At 39.8% G+C, this 19,122-nt stretch carries 19 protein-coding genes; 3 read left to right on the top strand and 16 right to left on the bottom strand.

Features of this window, described 5'->3' with window-relative positions; genetic code table 11:
• Positions 1–13 precede the first annotated feature (13 nt).
• From OW157_RS04315 to OW157_RS04360, 10 genes are all read right to left on the bottom strand, one after another.
• Entirely contained in the window at positions 14–1,126 is a 1,113-nt protein-coding gene (locus tag OW157_RS04315; protein WP_268752104.1) for an alpha-hydroxy-acid oxidizing protein, read from the bottom strand.
• A 109-nt stretch (positions 1,127–1,235) separates the two neighbouring features.
• On the bottom strand, positions 1,236–2,069 hold the full coding sequence (nadE, locus tag OW157_RS04320; RefSeq protein ID WP_268752105.1) for an ammonia-dependent NAD(+) synthetase: 834 nt from the start codon (positions 2,067–2,069) through the stop codon (positions 1,236–1,238).
• 11 nt (positions 2,070–2,080) lie between these two features.
• Complete coding sequence (locus OW157_RS04325) at positions 2,081–3,550, bottom strand: nicotinate phosphoribosyltransferase (RefSeq protein ID WP_268752106.1); 1,470 nt, start codon at positions 3,548–3,550, stop codon at positions 2,081–2,083.
• Between the two features lie 128 nt (positions 3,551–3,678).
• Entirely contained in the window at positions 3,679–5,073 is a 1,395-nt protein-coding gene (locus OW157_RS04330) for a sugar transferase (RefSeq protein WP_268752107.1), read from the bottom strand.
• 205 nt (positions 5,074–5,278) lie between these two features.
• Positions 5,279–6,532 carry a toxin Cry1Ac domain D-VI-related protein gene (locus tag OW157_RS04335; protein ID WP_268752108.1) on the bottom strand — a complete coding sequence of 418 codons (1,254 nt, stop codon included), beginning with the start codon at positions 6,530–6,532 and terminating at the stop codon, positions 5,279–5,281.
• A gap of 196 nt (positions 6,533–6,728) precedes the next feature.
• Positions 6,729–7,271: an NADPH-dependent FMN reductase gene (locus OW157_RS04340; RefSeq protein WP_268752109.1), complete on the bottom strand. Its 543-nt coding sequence runs from the start codon at positions 7,269–7,271 to the stop codon at positions 6,729–6,731.
• A 126-nt stretch (positions 7,272–7,397) separates the two neighbouring features.
• Entirely contained in the window at positions 7,398–7,934 is a 537-nt protein-coding gene (locus OW157_RS04345; protein WP_268752110.1) for a TIGR01440 family protein, read from the bottom strand.
• A 110-nt stretch (positions 7,935–8,044) separates the two neighbouring features.
• Positions 8,045–8,167, bottom strand: coding sequence for a hypothetical protein (locus tag OW157_RS04350; RefSeq protein ID WP_268752111.1), 123 nt, complete (start codon positions 8,165–8,167; stop codon positions 8,045–8,047).
• A 171-nt stretch (positions 8,168–8,338) separates the two neighbouring features.
• Positions 8,339–9,964, bottom strand: coding sequence for a chaperonin GroEL (gene groL, locus OW157_RS04355; RefSeq protein ID WP_268752112.1), 1,626 nt, complete (start codon positions 9,962–9,964; stop codon positions 8,339–8,341).
• Between the two features lie 54 nt (positions 9,965–10,018).
• Positions 10,019–10,288: a co-chaperone GroES gene (locus OW157_RS04360; protein ID WP_268752113.1), complete on the bottom strand. Its 270-nt coding sequence runs from the start codon at positions 10,286–10,288 to the stop codon at positions 10,019–10,021.
• 203 nt (positions 10,289–10,491) lie between these two features.
• On the opposite strand from OW157_RS04360, the gene OW157_RS04365 reads away from it, so the two are divergent.
• Positions 10,492–10,689: a DUF4305 domain-containing protein gene (locus OW157_RS04365; RefSeq protein ID WP_268752114.1), complete on the top strand. Its 198-nt coding sequence runs from the start codon at positions 10,492–10,494 to the stop codon at positions 10,687–10,689.
• 81 nt (positions 10,690–10,770) lie between these two features.
• Here OW157_RS04365 and OW157_RS04370 read toward each other — a convergent pair whose 3' ends face one another.
• Entirely contained in the window at positions 10,771–11,394 is a 624-nt protein-coding gene (locus OW157_RS04370) for a redox-sensing transcriptional repressor Rex (RefSeq protein WP_268752115.1), read from the bottom strand.
• A 207-nt stretch (positions 11,395–11,601) separates the two neighbouring features.
• Between OW157_RS04370 and OW157_RS04375 the strand changes: the two genes are divergently transcribed.
• Positions 11,602–13,557, top strand: a complete 1,956-nt coding sequence (locus OW157_RS04375) for an ABC-F family ATP-binding cassette domain-containing protein (protein ID WP_268752116.1) — start codon at positions 11,602–11,604, stop codon at positions 13,555–13,557.
• Between the two features lie 98 nt (positions 13,558–13,655).
• Here OW157_RS04375 and tsaD read toward each other — a convergent pair whose 3' ends face one another.
• The 5 genes from tsaD to OW157_RS04400 all read right to left on the bottom strand — a co-directional run bounded on the left by tsaD (position 13,656) and on the right by OW157_RS04400 (position 17,980).
• On the bottom strand, positions 13,656–14,666 hold the full coding sequence (gene tsaD, locus OW157_RS04380) for a tRNA (adenosine(37)-N6)-threonylcarbamoyltransferase complex transferase subunit TsaD (RefSeq protein WP_268752117.1): 1,011 nt from the start codon (positions 14,664–14,666) through the stop codon (positions 13,656–13,658).
• Between the two features lie 4 nt (positions 14,667–14,670).
• Positions 14,671–15,114, bottom strand: coding sequence for a ribosomal protein S18-alanine N-acetyltransferase (gene rimI, locus OW157_RS04385; RefSeq protein WP_268752118.1), 444 nt, complete (start codon positions 15,112–15,114; stop codon positions 14,671–14,673).
• Positions 15,104–15,694 carry a ribosomal protein S18-alanine N-acetyltransferase gene (gene rimI, locus OW157_RS04390; RefSeq protein ID WP_268752119.1) on the bottom strand — a complete coding sequence of 197 codons (591 nt, stop codon included), beginning with the start codon at positions 15,692–15,694 and terminating at the stop codon, positions 15,104–15,106. The genes rimI (OW157_RS04385) and rimI (OW157_RS04390) overlap by 11 nt, the downstream gene beginning before the upstream one ends.
• Positions 15,675–16,412 carry a tRNA (adenosine(37)-N6)-threonylcarbamoyltransferase complex dimerization subunit type 1 TsaB gene (gene tsaB / locus OW157_RS04395; RefSeq protein WP_268752120.1) on the bottom strand — a complete coding sequence of 246 codons (738 nt, stop codon included), beginning with the start codon at positions 16,410–16,412 and terminating at the stop codon, positions 15,675–15,677. The genes rimI (OW157_RS04390) and tsaB overlap by 20 nt, the downstream gene beginning before the upstream one ends.
• Before the next feature lie 143 nt (positions 16,413–16,555).
• The gene (locus OW157_RS04400) at positions 16,556–17,980 is read right to left on the bottom strand and encodes an MFS transporter (protein WP_268752121.1); all 1,425 of its coding nucleotides are present in this window, start codon (positions 17,978–17,980) and stop codon (positions 16,556–16,558) included.
• A 202-nt stretch (positions 17,981–18,182) separates the two neighbouring features.
• Between OW157_RS04400 and OW157_RS04405 the strand changes: the two genes are divergently transcribed.
• The gene (locus OW157_RS04405) at positions 18,183–19,106 is read left to right on the top strand and encodes a VOC family protein (RefSeq protein ID WP_268752122.1); all 924 of its coding nucleotides are present in this window, start codon (positions 18,183–18,185) and stop codon (positions 19,104–19,106) included.
• The last annotated feature ends 16 nt before the right edge of the window (positions 19,107–19,122 follow it).

Raw genomic sequence — 19,122 nt, forward strand, 5'->3', positions numbered from 1 at the left:
TTGAGGAAAAACCTTAATTCCAATCAGATAAATCCTTTAGACGGCTATTCTTAATGTCTTCAATAGTTTGCGTTCCAGCTAATTGCATTACCCGTTTCAAGTCAGACTCGAAGTACTCAAGAACAGACTTCACGCCTTTCCAACCACCGAGAGCTAAGCCAAACAGGACAGGACGTCCTAAGGCAACAATATCAGCACCAGCAGCTAAGGCTTTAAAAATATGTTCTCCCCGACGCACACCAGAGTCGAAGACAATTGGCACTTGCCCAGCAACTGCTTCAGCAATTTCTTCTAAAACTTCAAATGAAGCAGGGGCTTCATCTAATTGACGACCACCATGGTTAGATACCCAGATACCATCCGCACCCGCTCCAATAGCTATAGTAGCGTCTTCAGGGGTTTGCACACCCTTAACAAAAACTGGTAAACCAGAATATTCCTTGATGAAAGTAACGTCCTTAGGTTCAATTTTTTGTTTGGATTGAGCATAAATATTATTTAGAGACATGTTTTTACCTGAACCAGTGAGGTAGCGTGACACAATTGGCATACCAAATGGATAAACAAATTGATTTTTATTGTCACGATCACGGTTACCAGAAACTGTCGCATCTGCAGTTAAAATAATCGCAGTTGCACCATCTGCTTTGGCTTCATCTAAGATATTTTTATTTAGTTGGTCATCTTTAGACATATAAATTTGGAACCAACGCGGATTGCCGTTTAAACCTTCTTCGATTTCAGCAAAAGTAGCACCTGAATAAGCAGAAATCGACATAATTGTGCCACCAAATTCAGAAATTCCCTTAGCAGTTCCTGCTTCCTTGCTGTCATGAGCTAAACCATGAGCAGCAATTGGCGCCATAACAAATGGGACCTTCAAGTCATGTTCAAAAATTTTAGTATTAGTTTCTGGAAATTCCACATCAGCCAATACTCGTGGTAGGATTCCTTTTGATTTAAAAGCCTCAACATTACGTTTACGCGTAAACTCTTCACCAGAGGCGCCAGCTAAATAATCAAAACCACCCTTAGGCATATAGTCTTTAGCCAAATCTTCTAATTCAATGGTGTTATAAATTTCTAATTCACGCAGTTCTTTGGATGCATTATACTCTTCAGTCATATGATTTTTTCCTTTCCAATACATTTATAATATTTTAGTACATTCATTATAACATAAGAAAGGAACCGTTTACATATTTTATTGGTTTTTATCTATAAAAATAATTATATTATTTTTTCCACCAATGATCGTAGACAGTAATTGGCAAATGGCGTTTGTGTTGAGAATTTAGATACAGTTGTTCAATACGCTCCGCTGCTTGATCAGGAATCCTTTCACCACGTAAATAGGCATCAATATGGGCATAACTCACTCCTAAGGCTTCTTCATCAGCTAAACCAGGTTTATTATCTTCTAAATCAGCAGTTGGCACCTTATTGAGGAAAAGATCCTCAGGACAATTCAAATAGCTTAAAATTGCTTGGCCTTGACTCTTATTTAAGCGCCACAAGGGCATAATGTCCGCAGCACCATCACCAAATTTTGTATAAAAACCTGTCACTGCTTCAGCAGCATGGTCTGTTCCCACAACGACTCCTTGTTGGGCCCCAGCAATCCCATATTGGGCAACCATACGTTGCCGGGCCTTAATATTGCCTTTATTGAAATCAGAAACGTCTTGGTCATTCGTTTCTAAAGCGGTCACCATAGCGTCGGTAGCAGCTTTAATATTGACAGTTTGAATTTGGTCAGGACTAATGAAGTCAAGAGCCATTTCAACATCAGCCGCATCTGCTTGTTGACCATAAGGGAGTTTCACAGCAATAAATTGGTAAGCCTCTTGTCCAGTTTCTTCACGCATTTCTTGACAAGCTAATTGGCAGATTTTACCAGCTAGAGTAGAATCTTGCCCCCCACTGATCCCCAAAACTAAGGTTTTCAAAAATGGGAAGCGATAGAGATAATCCTTGATAAAACCAATACTAGTGATTAATTCCTTAGCAGGATCAATCTCGGCTTTCACTTTTAAGGTTTGGATAATTTCTGCTTGTAAGGGCCGCACAGTGATTCCTCCTATTTATCAGCGATTTTCTTGACTTGGTCTTTGATGGCCTTAATCGATCCCATCTTTTCATCATAGAGACTTTGTGACAAGTCAACTGGGTATGGTTCAGGGTTTAACATCCGTTTATACTCATCCCATAATAGGTCTAAACTGGCTTTAGAATAACGTTTAATGGCATGGACATCAGGAGCCTGGTCATAAACTAACTTCCCATTGGCAAAGATTGTTTGTAAGAGCGGACGAGCAGTAAAGTCTTCTACAGTCTTATTGACATAGGTATAAGTCGGATGAAACATAAAAATAGAGTTTTCTTGGCGAGGGTCTTCATAATCAAAGCTCACATAATCGCCTTCTGACTTCCCATCACTATTACGCATAATTCGCCAAACTTGTTTTTTACCAGGGGTAGTCGTTTTTTCTGGAGAAGAAGAAATTTTCATTGTTGGCTGCAAGCTACCTGATTCATCTTCAATAGCACACAGCTTATAAACCGCTCCAAGGGCAGCTTGATCAAAAGCCGTAATAATCTGCGTCCCAACACCCCAAGAATCAACTTTAGCTCCTTGCATCTTCAAATTGAGAATGGTTTTTTCATCTAAATCATTAGAGGCTACAATAATGGCATCAGTAAAACCAGCCTCATCTAACATATGTCGGATACGTTTGGAAAGGTAAGTGATGTCACCACTATCGATACGTACACCAATGAAATTAATTTGATCACCCATTTCCTTGGCAACCCGAATAGCATTAGGCACACCCGACTTCAAAGTATCATAGGTATCAACCAAGAAAACACAGTCACGGTGAGATTGGGCATAGGCTTTAAAGGCCGTATAATCATTTTGGAAGGCTTGTACCATGGCATGAGCATGGGTTCCAGAAATTGGTACACCAAATTGTTTACCAGCACGCACATTGGAAGTCGAATCAAAGCCACCAATATAAGCCGCCCGTGCGCCCCATAAGGCAGCATCCAATTCTTGAGCACGACGAGCACCGAATTCTGCTAAGGTATCATCACCACATACATTCCTTACCCGCGAGGCCTTAGTCGCAATCAAAGTCTGGAAGTTAACAATATTCAATATAGCGGTTTCCACCAACTGACAATCAGCTAAGCTTCCTTCAATTTGCATTAACGGTTCATTAGCAAAACATACCTCCCCTTCCAACATTGAGCGAATGGTCCCTTGGAATTGGTAGTCTGCTAAATAATCCAAGAATTCTTGTGGGTAGTCTTGGGTTGCCTGCAAATAAGCAATATCATCCGCCGTAAATGAAAGATTAGTAATGTAATCAATCACTCGTTCTAAACCAGCAAATATCGCATAACCATTATCAAATGGGTGTTTTCTAAAATAAACTTCAAAAACCGCTTGTTGGTCAGCCTTACCGCTTTGCCAATAAGTTTTCATCATATTAATTTCATATAGGTCTGTATGTAGAGCTAAACTGTCTACTTCATATTTACTCATAATATCCCTCCACACATGCTTTTTATTATTATAGCATTTTATTTATACGGGTAAAATGAATTAGAACACATAGCGTTAAAGACAAAAAAACGGCTAGGACAGTTGTCCTAGCCGTTTAAATGATCTATTTATTGAATTAAATCAATATTCATGGCTTTAATTTCTTCTGGGGTGACAGTTGGTTTCATGTTCTCATCGATTCCAGAGCTTGAGACCTTGTCAAAGAGAATTTTAATCGTTTGTAGTAAAATTTTAAAATCAAGAATAATTGAATATTGTTTAATATAAATCAAATCAAAATTTAATTTAGAGTTAAAGTCAGAAGCGTATTTCCCATAAACTTGCGCATAGCCGGTAATCCCTGCTTGTACATTATGGCGGAGATAATAGTGAGGGTTTTGCTCTTGGAATTGGTTGACAAAGAATGGCCGCTCAGGTCGAGGTCCAATCATTGACATTTCTCCACGCAACACATTAATCAACTGAGGTAATTCATCAATACGTAGTGAGCGAATATACTTGCCGACCGTCGTCACTCGACTATCATTTTTTGTAGCAATTACTGGTCCTGATTGGGCTTCAGCTGTGACTGTCATCGACCGGAATTTCAAGATATCAAACTCTTCGCCACCTTTAGTAATACGTACCTGCCGATAGAAAACCGGACCTGGTGACGTCAATTTAATCAATATCGCTGTAATTAACATAATTGGTGACGCTACGACCAATAAGATGACTGCCATAAAGATATCCAAGCCCCGTTTAATAACCGCCTGGTCTGCAGGAATTTTGAAGTCTGAAGTCTCAATAATCGACTCATCCTCAAAATTCATAATATTAGGATTTACCATAACTAAGTTCTCAAACTTCGAATTCAAGAATAATTTTTTATTGGCACGCATTAAGAGATCATAAATTTTTAATTTCTCATCTTCATTGATTTGCGAGGCCAGATAAACAATATCAAACTCTTCAAGACGGTCACAAACATTATTAAAGTAATCAGATAATACCACATGGGTCACAATATGCCGGGTGGTTTTACTTGATTTAAAGTTAAAAATTGCCGGGAATACCTCTGATTCCTTACCCACAATCATCACACGTTTAGTGCTTGCATACTTACGATAGACATTAAAAATTAAGACTCGGAAAATATAAAGCATGACCACTGACACCAGAAAGTTAATTAAAACAACTGACCGTGGAAAAGCTAACCAACGACCGGCAAAGCTTAATACCATTGTCACTACTGATAAGAGAGCTTGTATAATCAAGGTAATAAAAAACAAGTCACCCTTGGATTTGTTATAGAGAATATAGACCCCAAACAAAATATTAAAAATTATAAAAATAATAATAATCCAACCAATCGCCCCTTGAAAGGCTTCAAAATTACGGCTGGGCACATAACGGCCATAACGGATAAAAAAAGATAATAAATAGGATAAGAAGAGGACAAGCGATTCCGCTGCCACGATGACGATACGATACCAATTTGTCCATTCGCCATTTTTTTGCATACTTTCACCTTTTTCATTTCTAAACTAGGTATTTATAGGGTTAGTCTAAAAAGTCAGCTTCGGTAACATGGGAAAGCAGTTTGTTAATAAACACACTCTCAATTCATGAACCGAAGCTGTCTCGTACCCTTGTTGTTTATTATTTTAGCACACTTTTCATAGGGAAAACATTGCCCGTCTTTAAAATTTCCTTAAAGTCACTAGTCTATTCAGCTGATTGACTGCTTTCTGCTGGGGCTAAAGCACTCTCTTGACTAGGTTGGAGAGTTGGTTGATTCTCAGGAATACTTTCACTAGGTGAAGACTCACTAGCTTGACTAGAACTTTCTTGGCTAGAATCACCTGATTCTGCTGGTGCAGACGATGTCTGCTGACTTGATTGACTAGCTCCTTGGTCAGAAGCAGGCTGACTAGGCTGTGATGGTGAAGAACTAGTCGATGCAGACTCAGATGCACTTTCTTGTGTTTGTGGTGCACTCGACTGGGAAGACTGTTGTGACTGTGATTGGGAAGATTGACTACTTTGTTTTTGATTGTTCGGTTGTCGTTGTGGACGGTGGTTGGTACTATTTTGTCCTTGTTGATTATTTTGGCGGGTTGGACTCTGGGTTTGATAGAATTTTTGACTATCATCATTGTCTTTACGTTGTCGTTGTTCTGACGCTTTGCGCTGGTTGTCACCTTCTGCCTCAATCGCCTTAATCGTTTCCTGACTTTGGCCAGACTCTCGGGCTTCTTTAACTAGACGATCAGTGATTTGGTCAGTAAGTTTGTCATCAGCCTTAGAAATGATTTCTAAGACTTTTGCCTTCATATAAGGATTTTCCAAAGAAGCACTACTCTTACGCAAGTCATCCAAAGCTTCAACCAAACCTGCATAATCTAATTGATCATTTTCGGCAATCTTTTGAATATCCGCACGTAAATCAGTGAAGAAAGCGACCTGTTCCTCGGCTTCAGTGAGTAAATAATCTAAAGTTTGATAGAAGCCATCATCAGCGCTTTGTAATTCTTGGTCATATTGTTTACGTATTTGACTGATATCTTCTTCAGAAGTTTCTTGAGAAACTAAGACATATTCTTGTAAGGTAGCACCGTTAAGTGGGCGCTTATCATTAAGCCCTTGGAATAATTTATTAGTTGCAGTCAATGCATCAAATCGACTAGTAATGTCTTGAACACGATCTTCTAATTGGTCTTTTTCCTTACTATTAGCGAGCTGGTTGACTGCTGTTCTTGCATTATCAATGGCTTCTTTTTTAATGTCTTCCTTCAAAAACATATAAGCATCATCATAATAAAGGTCATTCACCTGACCAGCCACATCACTGATTGCTTGCTGTTGGTCAGCAGCACTATCATTGTTAGTGCGTGTTGCTGCATAGACACCCGCACCCACTACTGCCAGCAAGGCCAATGTAATTAAAACGACAACCTGCCAGCGTTTTTGTTTACGCATAAACTCTCCCCCAATACTAAAATAATTCACTTATAGGATAGCATCATTAAGGCTATAGACTGAGGTCAAAATCCAAATTTAAACTATTTTTAACAATTTTGTAAGACAAGACTTAACGAAAAAATCTCCTAGTGGTTAGCACGGTTGGCTCCCACCAGGAGATTTTTAATCAGTTATTTGATTGAGTTATTTAAGCTTAGAAGCGAGCAGCAAATTCAGCAAATTGTTTACCTGCATTAGCTAAGAAAGCCTTAGTGTCTTCGTTTGTGATTTGACCTTTATCATCAGCGAGATCAGCAGTGCTACCGATGTATAATTCTGGTTGCGCCATAGCAGGCATATCAAGGAAAACTAATGAGTGACGTAATACATGGTTAGCTAGCATACCACCCATACCAGAGATGGATTGAGAAGCAACTAAGGCAGGTTTACCAGCCCAAAGGTTTTCACCCCAAGGACGAGAAGCCACATCTAAAGCATTTTTCAATGCTGCTGGGATAGAGCGGTTGTGTTCAGGAGTAACGAAGATAATAGCGTCTTGGCTAGCTACTTCTTCACGGAATTTTGTATAAGCTTCCGGTGAGTTTTCGTCATAATCTTGGTTATATAATGGCAGGTCAGCAATATTTAAGAAAGTCACTTCAGCATCACTAGGTAAGCCAGCTACTATGGCATTAGCTACCCCTGCAGAGTATGAGTTTTCACGAATAGAACCTACAACAACACCAAATTTAGTCATAAAATAATTCTTCCTTTCTGTAATTTCCTTTCGTATTCAACATCATTATCTTAATATTTCTAAATCGAAATATCAAGTTATATGCTTACAATAACACTTCGAAACCGAAATATCAAGTCCTATAACTTAGTAATTTGCTCTAGAGCCGCCAATATATTTAGGTCGCGACCGCAAAGCCGTCACATGGGCCTGACCAAGGCTTTTATTTTGTGGACGTACGGGAACTTGAACATGTTTAATATGCATACCAATCGCTGTATCACCAATATCTATACCCGCTTGGCCGACAATGTGTTCCACTTCTACCGGATTTACCATTTGTTCAAAGGCTGCTACCGAACAGGCACCTCCAGCATGGTATTGAGGACGCACATTCACAATTTCAAGCTGGTGCGTTTTAGCCAATTCGGCCTCTACCACCAAAGCCCGATTGATGTGCTCACAACCTTGGACTGCGAGATAAATATCCTTTTTCCCTAAGCTATCTAATAAAGTAGAGATAATCATTTCCCCTATTTCAGGACTAGAGTTCTTACCAATATGGTCACCCTGAATCTCGCTTGTCGAACATCCTAAAACAAAAATATCACCTGCAGATAGCTTAGCTTGACTCAATACGTCTTCAACAATTGCTTGCAGATCAGCTTGTAACGTTTCAAACACAGAATCCCCTCTTTCTTGATTAGAGTATAGCATTTTTCTGAGTATGATGAGACTATTTACTACTGACTGATGCTTAGGAAGCTGAGACAAAAATTCCGTCCTACCGCTTTTCATCGCACCCTAATTTCCAACAACTCAGAGCTCCCCCATTTCATCTCATCTTGTTTAGTCGAGTTCGCAATCGCAGGGCCGGCGTCCATTTCTGAATGAGGCATCAAAATGATTTTCACCATTTTTCGCCTCCTTCCGATATGGTCCGGCCCTGATCGCGATTGACTCACATCCTGTTTAGTCGGGTTCGCAAAAGATTATAGAAAACACAAAAAAGAGGCTGAAAATCCAGCCTCTTTTTGGTTAAGTTCCAAAAGCTCTTGGAGCTAAAGGATCTTATCTCATCTTAGTTATTAATACATTCCTGGCATACCTGGGTCAGCAGGGGCTTGATTGTCATTGTCTTCTGGATGATCAGCTACAACGGCTTCTGTAGATAGAATTAGTCCAGCTACTGAACCAGCGTTTTGCAAGGCAGAACGTGATACCTTAGTAGGGTCAACAATACCAGCATCAATCATGTCTACCCATTCGCCAGTTGCGGCGTCAAATCCAACACCTTCATCTTGTCCAGAAATTTTTTCAACGATAACAGAGCCTTCAAGACCAGCATTTTCTGCAATTTGACGAATAGGTTCTTCTAAAGCTCTCAAGACGATAGCTGCACCTGTTTGTTCGTCATCAGCTAATTCTTCAACCAGATCTTGGATGGCAGAACGAACAGCCATAAAGGCAGTACCACCACCAGCGACGATACCTTCTTCAACAGCAGCACGAGTCGCATTTAAGGCGTCTTCAATCCGTAATTTACGTTCTTTTTGTTCGGATTCTGTTGCGGCACCAACTTTAACAACTGCCACACCGCCAGCTAATTTGGCTAAACGCTCTTGAAGTTTTTCGCGGTCATAGTCAGAAGAGGTTTCTTCAATTTGACGACGAATAGTAGCCACACGTTGTTCTAATTGTTCTGAGCTACCTGCACCTTCAACAATAGTTGTATCATCTTTTGTGATCACAACTCGTTTAGCAGATCCTAATTGGTCAATAGTAGCATCTTTTAATTCTAAACCAAGGTCTTCAGAAATTACTGTACCACCAGTCAAGACAGCTAAGTCTTCTAACATTTCTTTACGACGGTCACCAAATCCTGGAGCTTTTACAGCAACTACATTGAAGGTACCACGAATTTTGTTCAAGACAAGGGTTGGCATAGCGTCGCCTTCAACATCATCGGCTACTAATAGTAGGGCTTTACCTTCTTGAACCACTTGTTCTAACAATGGCAAGATGTCTTGGATATTAGAAATTTTACGGTCAGTTAATAAAATGTATGGGCTGTCCAATACTGCTTCCATTTTTTCATTATCAGTCACCATGTATTGAGACAAGTAACCACGGTCAAATTGCATCCCTTCAACAACATCTAGAGAGGTATCAATTGATTGGGATTCTTCAATTGTAATAACACCGTCTTTGCCAACTTTTTCCATAGCATTAGCCACTAATTCGCCAATTTGTTTATCGCCAGAAGAAATTGCAGCTACATTGGCAATTGCTTCTTGAGAATCGATAATTACAGAGTTTTTCTTCAATTCATCAGTGGCTAAACGAACTGCTTTATCAATTCCGCGCCGAATACCAACTGGGTTAGCACCGGCAGTCACGTTTTTCAATCCTTCATGGACAATTGATTGTGTTAAAACAGTGGCTGTGGTTGTTCCATCACCAGCAATGTCATTGGTTTTAGAAGCGGCTTCAGTTACTAATTTGGCACCCATATTTTCAAAGCGGTCTTCCAATTCAATGTCTTTGGCAATGGTTACCCCGTCATTAGTGATTAATGGTGAACCAAAGCTTTGCTCCAAGACAACGTTACGACCTTTGGGACCTAAAGTTACCTTAACAGTATTCGCTAATGTATCAATTCCGCGCACCATTGCTTGACGTGCATCTTCTGAAAATTTAATATCTTTTACCATTTAGAATTCACCTCAAAATAATTTGTTGTTTACTTCTTTGTTGTATGAAATTACTTAGTCGACAACAGCTACAATATCAGATTCTTTAATAATCAAGTAACTTTCGCCTTGATATTCTACTTCAGAACCGGCGTATTTTTCGAATAGAACCCGGTCACCAACACTTAATTGGCTTTTAAATTCTTCAGTGTCGTCAGAAACAGCCAAAACCTTACCAATCTGCGGCTTTTCCTTGGCAGCTGACGGTAAGACGATACCTGAAACTGTCTTTTCTTCGACTTCTTCAATTTGGATAACAACACGACCATTTAAAGGTTTTAACATGATATTCCCTCCAAGTTTTACATACACTATTTAACTATTAGCACTCATCAAGTGTGACTGCTAACCTATGTCTATTATGATATACCACATATAAAAGGAATGCAAGAGATATCCTTGACTTTTTTTGACCTTTTTAAAAAACTTGCAAAAAATGCCCGATTAAGTTACTTTAATACTACGAATTCAAACGAAGGAGGGATTATATGAACAAAAAGATGATATTAAACTCTGCATTATTTAAACTAGTGTTCGCCCTCTTATTTTTAACTTTTGCTGTTAATAGCGTGAATGAAAATGGTTGGAATATTATTGCCATCCTTTTTATTGTCTTCGCTAGTTTTGATGTCTATAACATTATCAAACTCAGCAAAGTCTATAAAATCATCAAAGACCGTTCGTAAAAATGTCACCAATAAAAAAGACTAGTTAGCACCTCCTTAGTCCGATACTAGCCATGGACTAAGGTTGGCTAACTAGTTTTTTTATTTAGACGCATTAATATAGTAGATCAAGGTTTGTAGCTCATTGACAAGGTCCACATTTTGCACATGAATCCCTTCAGAGACATCTAAGCGCACCGGAGTAAAATTAAAAATTCCTTTTACACCTGCTTTTTCTAAGTCAGGGATAATTTTTTGGACAGCATTTTCAGGAACCGTGATAATAACCACCTCAATATCCATCAAATCCAATTGTTCCTGTAAGTCAGACATGGGATAAATGGGTACACCATTGTGAACTGTTCCTACAATATCTTCATTAATGTCAAAGGCTGCTCCAATATGGACATTATTTGATTTTTTGAAATTGTAATTCAATAAGGCGTTACCTAAATTACCGACTCCAATAAGTGCCACCGTTTGCAAACGGTCTTGACTTAGAGTACGGCTAAAAAAGTTTAACAAATATTCAATATCATAGCCATAGCCTCGTTTACCCAAGGCACCAAAATAAGATAAGTCACGTCTAATCGTCGCAGAATCTACTTTAACTGCTTCGCTCAATTCTGTTGAGGAAATACGTAACTTCCCCATATCATGAAACATTTTTAGATAACGATGGTACAAGGGCAAACGTTTGGCCGTTGCTTTGGGAATTTCTTTCATTTAAGGACCTCCATCCCTAATCTTGGTGAGTCTTTTCGAGTTTTTTATGAAACTTTATCACAATATTTCACTTTAGTTCTATTTTAGCACGTTATAAACAAAACACAACAGGCAGAGTTTTAGCATGTTTAAACTTAGTCTGTAATTCCTAGTCACCTATTTTTATGCTAAACTGGTGACAGAGTATTTGAGAAGAGGTTATACGTTATGATTATCTTACAAGGATCCAACTTAGAGCGACGTTTCGCTAGTGATATTTTATTTTCCAATGTTAACATTCGTGTACAAAATCATAGTCGCATCGCCTTAGTGGGTCGCAATGGTACCGGGAAATCCACCCTTCTAAAAATCTTAGCAGGTATTGAACGTCCCGATGAAGGTACTGTTTCTAAAAACCGGGACCTCTCTATTTCCTATATGGACCAACACACTGCCATCGACAGCCAGCTCACCGTCTATGAAGAAATGTTAGAAGTTTTTACCCCTGTCCTCCGTCTACTAGAACAAGCTCAACTAGCTGCGGAAGAACTCGGTGATCCGGATTTAATGGCTGATGAAAAAAAATATCAAGAAGCCCTTAAAAATTACGACCGCCTACAAGAAAAATTACAATATTATAATGCTTATTCCTATGAGTCAGATATCCGTATGGTTTTGCATGGTTTCCAATTTTATCCTGAAGACTATGACAAACCCATCCAATCTTTATCTGGTGGTCAACGCACCCGCTTGGCCTTAGCTAAAATTTTATTGGAGAAGCGAGACTTATTGATTCTAGACGAACCGACCAACCACTTGGACATCGAAACGTTAACTTGGCTAGAGTCCTATTTACCCAAGTATCCTGGAGCCATCTTAATTGTCAGCCACGACCGTTACTTTCTAGACGCCGTCTGTAATGAAACCTATGAAATGGACCATCAGGGCATCAACTATTACAAAGGGAATTATTCCTTCTACTTGCGAGAACGTGCGCTGCGAATGGAACAAGCCTTAAAAGCTTATGAAAAACAACAAGACAAAATTGCCAAGTTAGAAGACTATGTTCAACGCAATATTGTCCGAGCTTCAACCACTAAAATGGCCCAAAGTCGGCGCAAACAACTTGAAAAAATGGATCGTATTGAAAAACCTCAGGCCGACCAAAGATCTGCCCGCATCCAATTTTCTACTGCTCAAGAAAGTGGCAATGTGGTTTTAACCGCCAATGACCTGGCCATTGGTTACGACCATGATATTTTGGCCCAACCCATTAACCTAGACTTGCGCAAGCAACAAGCCATAGCTATTGTCGGTCCCAACGGAGTCGGAAAATCCACCTTACTTAAGACTTTAATTGGCCAGATTCCTGCCTTAGCCGGTGACATTTCTTATGGAGCCAATGTTGACTTGGGTTATTATGACCAGAATCTTGGTAATTTAAATTCTAAGAAGGATGTCCTCCATGAACTCTGGGACAAGAATCCTAATATGCCAGAGCAGGATATCCGAACTATTTTAGGTAGCTTCCTTTTTTCTGGAGAGGATGTCTTGAAATCTGTTGCCAGTCTATCTGGGGGCGAAAAGGCGCGTTTAGAATTAGCTAAATTAGCCACTGACCATGATAATTTACTCATCCTCGACGAACCAACCAACCACTTAGATATTGATTCCAAGGAAGTTTTAGAGGATGCCTTGATTGCTTATGATGGCACTTTACTTTTCGTCAGCCATGACCGTTACTTTATCAATCGTATTGCCAGTCAAGTCATTGAAATTGGTGAAGAAGGTAGCCAACTTTACCTAGGCGATTATGATTATTATTTGGCCAAGAAAGCCGAAGAGGAAGAACGACAAGCAGCCCTGGCCCAAACACAAGAAACGCCCCAAAATAATAAGCAAGAACAGGCAGACCATTCTCGTAAAGAAGCTTACCAACTCTCTAAGGAAGAACAAAAACAAACCCGTAAGCTTCACCGGCAAGTCACTAAAATTGAAGAAGAAGTGTCTACTATTGAAACAGAAATTGCCCGTCTTCATGAAGAGATGACCCAACCTGATGTCATCCAAGATCATGAAAAACTTAGCCAGCTCTCCAAGCAAGTGGAAAGTCTTGAGGACCAACAAATGACTTTAATGAACCAATGGGAAGACTTAGAAATACAGTTAGAAGACTTGGAATAAGTGAAGCAAAAAACGACCAGGTGCGAAGGCTTCTTCGCACCTGGTCGTTTTTACTCTATTTGAATCTTATCTTCCACAACTCGGCAGTAGAAATTTACCTAGTCATTTAAGGCCAAGCCTGGTTTGGCATCTAAGGATAAGTCAGCAAATTCACCCTTGTCATAATGGTATTGAGCGGCCGCCCCAATCATAGCTGCATTATCTCCGCATAAGGCTAGTGGCGGGAAATGCAATTTAACATCAGGATAAGCTTTAGCTACGGCTATTTTTAATTTTTGACGTAAACTAGAATTAGCGGCTACACCACCGGCAACCACCAAATCTTTTACGGGATAGTGGTCAAGAGCGCGTAAAGTTTTAGCTACTAAAACATCAACAGCTGCAGCTTGAAAACTAGCTGCAATATCAGCCTGTTTAAGGGTTTCCCCACGTTGATCCGCATTATGAAGATGGTTAATGACAGCAGATTTTAAACCTGAAAAGGAAAAATCAAAATTATCTTCATTAATCATAGCTCGAGGATAATCATAAATATCTTGTCCTTCTTGAGCCAATTCATCAATTTTTTTACCCCCAGGATAAGCTAATCCCAAGACTCGGCCAATTTTATCATAAGCCTCACCAACTGCATCATCTCGGGTATCGCCAATAGTTTGGAAATGTCCATGACTCGGCATATAAACAAGTTCTGTATGGCCCCCTGACACCACTAGACTCAAAAGTGGAAAATTTAAACGCTCCACTAATTGACTGGCATAAATATGTCCCGCCATATGGTTGACAGCAATTAGGGGTTTATTATGAGCAAAAGCTAATGACTTGGCTGCCGTTATACCAATTAATAAGGCACCCACTAACCCAGGGCCTTGTGTTACAGCTACTGCATCGATGACGTCCCAGTCACAACCAGCTTCCTTAAAGGCTGCAGCAATGACTTGGGTAATTTGTTCCACATGATGGCGGCTAGCGATTTCAGGCACCACACCACCAAAACGCATATGGCTCTTGATTTGACTGGCCACTACATTAGACCGCATCTCATGTCCATCTTTGATAATAGCAGCACTGGTTTCATCACATGACGATTCAATTGCTAAAATATTAGTCATTATTCTATCCTTTCCATTGATAAACCAAGGCAGTTTCCTGAGTGTCACGATAATAATGGGGGCGATGATCAATCAAAGCAAAATCATTTTTTTCATAAAGTCGCTTAGCAGGGAGATTAGATTCTCTCACTTCCAAAAAACATTGACTAATCCCCATTGATTGTAGTCTTGCTAAACTTTGCTTCAAGAGTTCATTGCCTAGATTTTGATTTTGAAAATCGGGATGAACCGTCATATTCACCAAGTCAGCACTATCTAATACACAGAGAAATTGGCTCACTGCTAGCAAATGGTTTCCTTGCCACACGCCCAAAAAATAATACTTACTATCATTTAAGTTATCATCCAAAGATTGCTCAGACCAAGAACCGCTGTGATTGTGATAAGCTGCTATGAAGACCTGCATCACGGCTGCTTTATCGGCAGCCACCAATCGTCTAATCTTCATCACTTTGCTCCCATTCCAAAGTCATTATTATAGCATCTTCATGATTATCCAAGTAATAGTTACTTTTACTAGCACCAAAGTTAAAACCATGACGCCGATAAAAACGTTGGGCACCATAATTAGACGCTCTAACCTCCAAAGATAAAGATTGCCGATCCAATAACTTCGCACAATGAACGGCCTGTTCTAATAAGCGATGACCTATACTCTGTGACTGGTATTCTGGTAATACGACTAGGTTCGAAATATGCACGTCTCTGAGGTCACGTCGCAGACCAATAAAAGCCACTAAATTGTAATCAACCAAAGCCTGAATATAAAACGCATCCTTGTTTTGCGTCATATCATACAAGAGGTCACGCGCATCCCAAGGCAAAAGCCCTTGGTAAGCCGCCTGCTCAACCACTACCATATCTTTAATTAGATTAGTGTCTGATAGACGCATACTTAAATCACCCACACCAGGCCAATCACTTGTCTGTTCCAGTAGATATAGACTATCACCAACCCAAACAGGCAAGCGAAAAAAATCCCATTGCCAAAAACGTCGTTTAATACATTCAATCGATTCTTTCCACATAGGATTCCTCTCTTCCAATGGAATCGGGATGGGCAGCCAACCAATTTTCTTCGGCTTCAGCTTGTTTGGCATAATCCGGAACAAAGGTATCATAATCTTCTGCACTCAAGGGTAGGTGAATCAACTGGCTGGCATGAATAAAGCTTGTATCTACTTGCTTTTGGTAGAAGTTTTCGCCCAAACTAGCCTGAATCGTTTCATGAAAGACTTCTGTGTCAGGACTCACTAATCGTAATTGGTTCAAATCGTCCACCAGCTCTTGGCACTTAGCTAGGACTTGGTCAAATTTTTGATGACTGGCAGGTAAAATTTCTTCCCAAGTCTCATTTTTATAGTGATAAGCGGCTGCAAAGACCGTTTGACGACGAGCATTTATAAAGGGAATCACAATATCGCCCGGCTTAACACTTGATTCGGCGGCTAGGGCCAATAGTGATGACACGGAGTACAAAGGCAAATCTAAAGATGCAGCAATAGTTTTAGCCGCAGTAACACCGATTCGCAAACCCGTATATGAACCAGGTCCCCGAGTCACCAAAACTTGGTCCAAGCTATCCACTGACCAGTTTACATTACGACATAAACTAGCTAACAAAGGCAACAACTGGGTTGAATGTTGAATTTTAGTATTGGTATTCGTTTCTGCCACCAAATGATTGTCCGCTAGCAAGGCAATACTCAAAGATTGTGTTGCTGTATCAATTGCCAATGTTCGCATTTGTCTTCCTCCTAATAAGTGCTCTAATTCACCTTATTCTACCAAAAGGGCTAAGTATTAACAAGAAAAGGCCAAATATTAAAAGGATGGGAGGGCCAGCATAATCGCTGAACCCTCCCATCCCATTTTTTGTTCTCTCATTCTTAACTATCAGAATGGTTGAGATCTCTTTGCATTTGTTGATAGTCTTCGTCAGAAATGTTGAACACAAAACGATAAGCCACATAAACTAGAGCAAATCCAATTAAAGGGAATAGAATTGAAAGATTGGTTATAGCATTCACATTTGCAGTGGTCCAAGTTTCTGATTGATTAAGTTGCAGCGTTGGAGCCACAAAACTAATCAGAAGTGGGACCATTGATGAAGACAAGGCTGTTCCAATCTTACGACAGAAAATATATGACGAATACAAGGAGCCATCAGAACGGTGCCCATGTTTCCACTCATGATAGTCAACAGCATCAGAAATCATTGCCCAAGATAAGAGTTGGAAACCAAAAGTAAAGGCATTTGCCAAGGCTAAGAGCGAAATCCATACCCAGACATTATCTATTGGCAATACAAGCATAGCCGTATAAATCACCAAAGCCCCCGTTAAAGGATAAACAATCGTCCGTCGTTTACCAAAACGTCTCACCAGTGGCGTTACTAAAAATATACCTAAAGCTAGAGGCATAATCTCAATCAAAGTAAACCAAGAAAATAACGCCCCATTATTGAATTTAACTTGTAAGGTCATTTGATGAAGTTGAGAAGCAGAATAGATAAAAATAGTTTGTGCAGTTCCTGCAATCACTTGAGCCAAAAGTGGTCGGTTAGCAAATAATGACTTAATTGTTTCTAGAAAAGGTGCTTGTTGAGCAGCTTCCTGATTTTTAGGTTTTACCCGCTCTTCAACATTAAAATATAAAATCATAAAGGAAATTAATGCAAAAAAGCCAAGTCCTATCATTACAGGGAACATGCGCTCCCCTTTAAATTCATTCACTAATTGTCCATTACGGTAAACATCTTGATAAACCAATAACGGAATCAGGGCGATTGGTAATTTAGCCACTCCCGCTCCCACTGATCGCGCAGTGGATAACTTGGTTCGTTCAGTGGCCTTGTTTGAAATCACTGAATTCAACGTCCCATAAGGAATATTGACCAAGGTATAAGCCAGGTCCCATAAAATATAAGTCACAGCACATAGGAGCAGTCGTCCCCCATAAGCCATGTGGGAAGAATCATAATACATAAAGGCTGAAATCAGAGCTAAAAACGGTCCGCCCACTAAAATCCAAGGTTTGTATTTGTTCCCGTTAATGGGTTTCATTCGGTCTGACATATAGCCAATCACTGGGTCATTCACTGCATCTAGGACCCGCGTCAACAACATAATCGCTGAAAAATGGACAGGATTAATACCAATATACGAGACATAAAAAATCATTAAATAGTAAGTAACGACACTGTAAGAGAGATTGCTCCCAAAGTCTCCAAAGAAATAGCCAATAATATCGCGTTTACCAAAGGGGCGACGTTCACTATATTCTCGGGCCAAAGCATTTTCTTGACTCTGCATAATTTGTTCTCACCTTTCTGATTGCTTCCTTTTCTTAGTCTTATCATAGCAGATTTTAATTGTAAAATGGCCATCTCAACACTTTGTTTACTTATTTTTTACAATCCAAGACAAACAACGAATTTGCATCCTTTATTGCTTTCCCTTATAATTAATTCGAATATGAAATAATTTAGATTAACGCCAGTAAAGGAGGCCATCCATGCTAAAACCTATCCAATCCATCCATCATATCTCTGCTATCGTTTCTGATCCCGAGTTAACAGTGAGCTTTTATCGCGATTTTCTTGGTCTACATTTAGTGAAACAAACCGTTAATTATGATGACCCCTATACTTACCACCTCTATTTTGGCGACCAAGCAGCTAATCCTGGTAGTCTCATCACTTTTTTCCCTTGGCCTAATGGGTCACTAGGAAAAATAGGTGATGGCCAAGTCACAATCACCTATTTAGCTGTTGGCAAAGATAGTCTTGATTTCTGGGGCCAACGCTTAGACCAACACCATATTTCTTATGAGAAAGGACAAACTTTAGGACAAGACTACTTGCACTTTACTGATCAAAACGGCTTGGCCTATCGCCTTCTTGCCAGTAAATACCCAAGTTCAACACCTAGTAGTCAATCTGATATTCCCCAAGACAAAGCCATCCAAGGCATTGCCGGGGTTAGAATTCTTTCCCATCGGCCTGAACTCACACACCAACTCTTTACCCAATATTTTGCTTGGCAAATCGTTGAAGAAGATGCCGACTTTGTTCGCTTACGTTCTCCTAAACAAAACGACTTTTTGGAAATCAGCCAAAACAGTGGTAAATATGGTCGTTTCCAAGTGGGAACAGTCCACCATCTGGCCTTTAGCGTCAACAATGACCAAGACCTATCCGATTGGAAAGCTGCCATGACAAAACAAGGCTTACACACCTCTGAACTAAAGAACCGCGACTATTTCCACTCCCTTTATTTTAGAGAACGAGGCGGATTATTAATTGAATTAGCCACCCAAGGCCCAGGTTTTGCTATCAACGAAGATGCTGAACATTTAGGAGAAAAACTCATTATTCCCGACCTTCATCTAGACAAAAAAACTGACATTCTTAACCACTTACCCAAACTGGATGTTTAACTTATAGGAGGATTAT

Source organism: Aerococcus kribbianus (assembly GCF_026805545.1).
Taxonomy (GTDB): domain Bacteria; phylum Bacillota; class Bacilli; order Lactobacillales; family Aerococcaceae; genus Aerococcus; species Aerococcus kribbianus.

Excerpts from the sequence above, each read along its gene's own strand:
- tsaD (WP_268752117.1), bottom strand. The coding sequence starts at position 14,666 with ATGACTAATATTTTAGCAATTGAATCGTCATGTGATGAAACCAGTGCT.
- OW157_RS04335 (WP_268752108.1), bottom strand. The coding sequence starts at position 6,532 with ATGCGTAAACAAAAACGCTGGCAGGTTGTCGTTTTAATTACATTGGCC.
- OW157_RS04370 (WP_268752115.1), bottom strand. The coding sequence starts at position 11,394 with ATGAAAGAAATTCCCAAAGCAACGGCCAAACGTTTGCCCTTGTACCAT.
- OW157_RS04315 (WP_268752104.1), bottom strand. The coding sequence starts at position 1,126 with ATGACTGAAGAGTATAATGCATCCAAAGAACTGCGTGAATTAGAAATT.
- OW157_RS04350 (WP_268752111.1), bottom strand. The coding sequence starts at position 8,167 with ATGGTGAAAATCATTTTGATGCCTCATTCAGAAATGGACGCCGGCCCT.
- OW157_RS04340 (WP_268752109.1), bottom strand. The coding sequence starts at position 7,271 with ATGACTAAATTTGGTGTTGTTGTAGGTTCTATTCGTGAAAACTCATAC.
- OW157_RS04365 (WP_268752114.1), top strand. The coding sequence starts at position 10,492 with ATGAACAAAAAGATGATATTAAACTCTGCATTATTTAAACTAGTGTTC.
- OW157_RS04360 (WP_268752113.1), bottom strand. The coding sequence starts at position 10,288 with ATGTTAAAACCTTTAAATGGTCGTGTTGTTATCCAAATTGAAGAAGTC.
- rimI (WP_268752119.1), bottom strand. The coding sequence starts at position 15,694 with ATGTGGAAAGAATCGATTGAATGTATTAAACGACGTTTTTGGCAATGG.
- rimI (WP_268752118.1), bottom strand. The coding sequence starts at position 15,114 with ATGAAGATTAGACGATTGGTGGCTGCCGATAAAGCAGCCGTGATGCAG.
- OW157_RS04375 (WP_268752116.1), top strand. The coding sequence starts at position 11,602 with ATGATTATCTTACAAGGATCCAACTTAGAGCGACGTTTCGCTAGTGAT.
- tsaB (WP_268752120.1), bottom strand. The coding sequence starts at position 16,412 with ATGCGAACATTGGCAATTGATACAGCAACACAATCTTTGAGTATTGCC.
- OW157_RS04330 (WP_268752107.1), bottom strand. The coding sequence starts at position 5,073 with ATGCAAAAAAATGGCGAATGGACAAATTGGTATCGTATCGTCATCGTG.
- OW157_RS04325 (WP_268752106.1), bottom strand. The coding sequence starts at position 3,550 with ATGAGTAAATATGAAGTAGACAGTTTAGCTCTACATACAGACCTATAT.
- OW157_RS04405 (WP_268752122.1), top strand. The coding sequence starts at position 18,183 with ATGCTAAAACCTATCCAATCCATCCATCATATCTCTGCTATCGTTTCT.
- groL (WP_268752112.1), bottom strand. The coding sequence starts at position 9,964 with ATGGTAAAAGATATTAAATTTTCAGAAGATGCACGTCAAGCAATGGTG.
- OW157_RS04400 (WP_268752121.1), bottom strand. The coding sequence starts at position 17,980 with ATGCAGAGTCAAGAAAATGCTTTGGCCCGAGAATATAGTGAACGTCGC.